This window comes from Streptomyces sp. NPDC050743 (genome assembly GCF_044456925.1).
Taxonomy (GTDB): Bacteria; Actinomycetota; Actinomycetes; order Streptomycetales; family Streptomycetaceae; genus Streptomyces.
In genome coordinates, this window is the sequence record NZ_JBITGJ010000304.1 from 1 (window position 1) to 1,905 (window position 1,905).

Consider the following 1,905-nt stretch of genomic DNA (forward strand, 5'->3'; position numbering starts at 1 on the left):
CTCGACCTGGCCCCGTCCATCACCGACCACATCCCCCTGGCCGACGCCCCCGAGGCGATCCACCGCCTGGAGCACAAGATCGGCGACCCGATCCGTCTCATCCTCGTGCCCTGAACGACTCGCCCCGAGCACGCGAGCGTGCCGGCCGCGCACTCTTCGGAGACGTGCGGCCGGCGGGTCCCGCGAGTATCAGGGCTGCGTAGAACGAGGCCGAATGCGGTGCATTCGTCCTGATCGACGGGCCACAGCGGCGCGGCCCACCGCGCGACCGACACCCGCAGCCGCCACCCAGGACGATCGACATGCGTAACTCACGCCACACCCCCGCACCCACCGACAGCAGCAATACGGCCGACTTGCCGACGGCCACGGTCCGCACCCGTGTGACGGTTCCACTCCGCTTCGGCGACGGCTATACGGTGACCGCCGACCTCGTCACCTTCCACAGCCTTGCCGACGGCCAGGAACATGTGGCCGTCATCCTCGGCCCATCAAACCCCGACCAGACCCCGCTGGTGCGTCTCCACTCCGAGTGCCTCACCGGCGACGTCTTCGGCTCGGCCCGCTGTGACTGCGGCCCGCAGCTGCGCGAGGCGGTCGAGCGCATCGCCACCACCGGGGGCGTCCTGCTCTACCTCCGTCAAGAGGGCCGCGGCATCGGCCTCTACAACAAGCTCGACGCCTACGCCCTGCAGGATCAGGGCCTTGACACCTACGAGGCGAACGCCGCGCTCGGCCTGGCGGAGGACGCCCGCGACTACACGGCCGCCGCACAGATGCTCGCCGCGCTCGGCATCGGCGAGCTCGATTTGCTGTCCAATAACCCAGATAAAGCTGGACAGTTGGGCGCGCTGGGCGTCACCGTACGCCATCGGGTTCCGACCGGCGTCTTCACCACGGCCCACAACGTCCACTACCTCCGCGCGAAGGTCCTCCAGACCCAGCACACCCTGCCGCTGACGGAACTGACGGCAGGCTGACGGCCGATCTCGATAGCGGGCGGCAGACGAGCGCCACGTCCAGGATGAGGTCCTCCTGGCCTCCGACCAAGCCACGGGGGCCGACCGCGACGAGGATGCTGCGGGTGTTCGGCTGCCGAATCCACTCCCAGTCACTGTGGGCGCGAATGCCGTAGGTGATGCTGGAGCCGAACAATCCGTCGCCATGGGCGATCTCGATGGTGCGTGCCTCTTTCGAACGCACAGGTCGCTTCTGCTACTTCGCCACGCTGCCGATGCCCGACATCGCCGCCGCGACGTCCGATACAGCCTGGGTTATGGACGAACTCGACGCGGACGGCGTCGTTCGTCGGCCCACAATCAGGGCAGCTACGTCGGCAGCGCCGTGCGGGATGGACTGTGGCAGTGCCCCGACGAGCGCGGCACCGTAGTCTTCGCCCTCTCCGCCAAACTGCCGGCACCGTCCGTCGACGGCATTCCCGCGTCCGCCACCGACTTCCTGCTCGGTACCACCCGCGCCGCCTACATGCTGGTCCGTAACGACGCGTTCGTCGTTACCCCGGGATCCTGTTCGTCCCCAGCCACGCGGGCGGTTTTGTCCCCTACGCCTCTCACCGCATGGCCGTCGCCATCGCGGGCGAGACTGGCCGCGGAGTGCTGGACGTGCTGGACGACTTCCGCTCCTTCTACTTCGACACCGCCCCGTCCTCCAGCCCCGCTGCCCTACCCGCCCCCTGTTCGCGTTCGCCGACCTGGGCAATCCTCTTCGGCAGCGACTTGCCCTTCGCTCCCACCCCCGCCGGTCAGTACTTCGCCAACGGCCTCGACAGCACCGTTGACTCTGCCGCCCTGATGCTGTCCCACGGAGTGGTGTAACAGCGATCTCCGCATAGGCCCTGGTCAAAGGGCGGCCATCGCGCAACTCTCCGAGTAGAGAGGCTCGTTG

General features: G+C 68.1%; 3 protein-coding genes. 2 read left to right on the top strand and 1 reads right to left on the bottom strand.

Features of this window, described 5'->3' with window-relative positions; genetic code table 11:
• The first annotated feature begins 302 nt into the window (after window positions 1-302).
• Window positions 303-980: a GTP cyclohydrolase II gene (gene ribA, locus ACIBJF_RS53190; RefSeq protein ID WP_399185082.1), complete on the top strand. Its 678-nt coding sequence runs from the start codon at window positions 303-305 to the stop codon at window positions 978-980.
• Here ribA and ACIBJF_RS53195 read toward each other — a convergent pair.
• On the bottom strand, window positions 892-1,101 hold the full coding sequence (locus tag ACIBJF_RS53195) for a hypothetical protein (RefSeq protein ID WP_399185084.1): 210 nt from the start codon (window positions 1,099-1,101) through the stop codon (window positions 892-894). The two genes, ribA and ACIBJF_RS53195, sit on opposite strands and share 89 nt — an antisense overlap.
• A 476-nt stretch (window positions 1,102-1,577) precedes the next feature.
• On the opposite strand from ACIBJF_RS53195, the gene ACIBJF_RS53200 reads away from it, so the two are divergent.
• Window positions 1,578-1,835: a hypothetical protein gene (locus ACIBJF_RS53200; protein ID WP_399185083.1), complete on the top strand. Its 258-nt coding sequence runs from the start codon at window positions 1,578-1,580 to the stop codon at window positions 1,833-1,835.
• The last annotated feature ends 70 nt before the right edge of the window (window positions 1,836-1,905 follow it).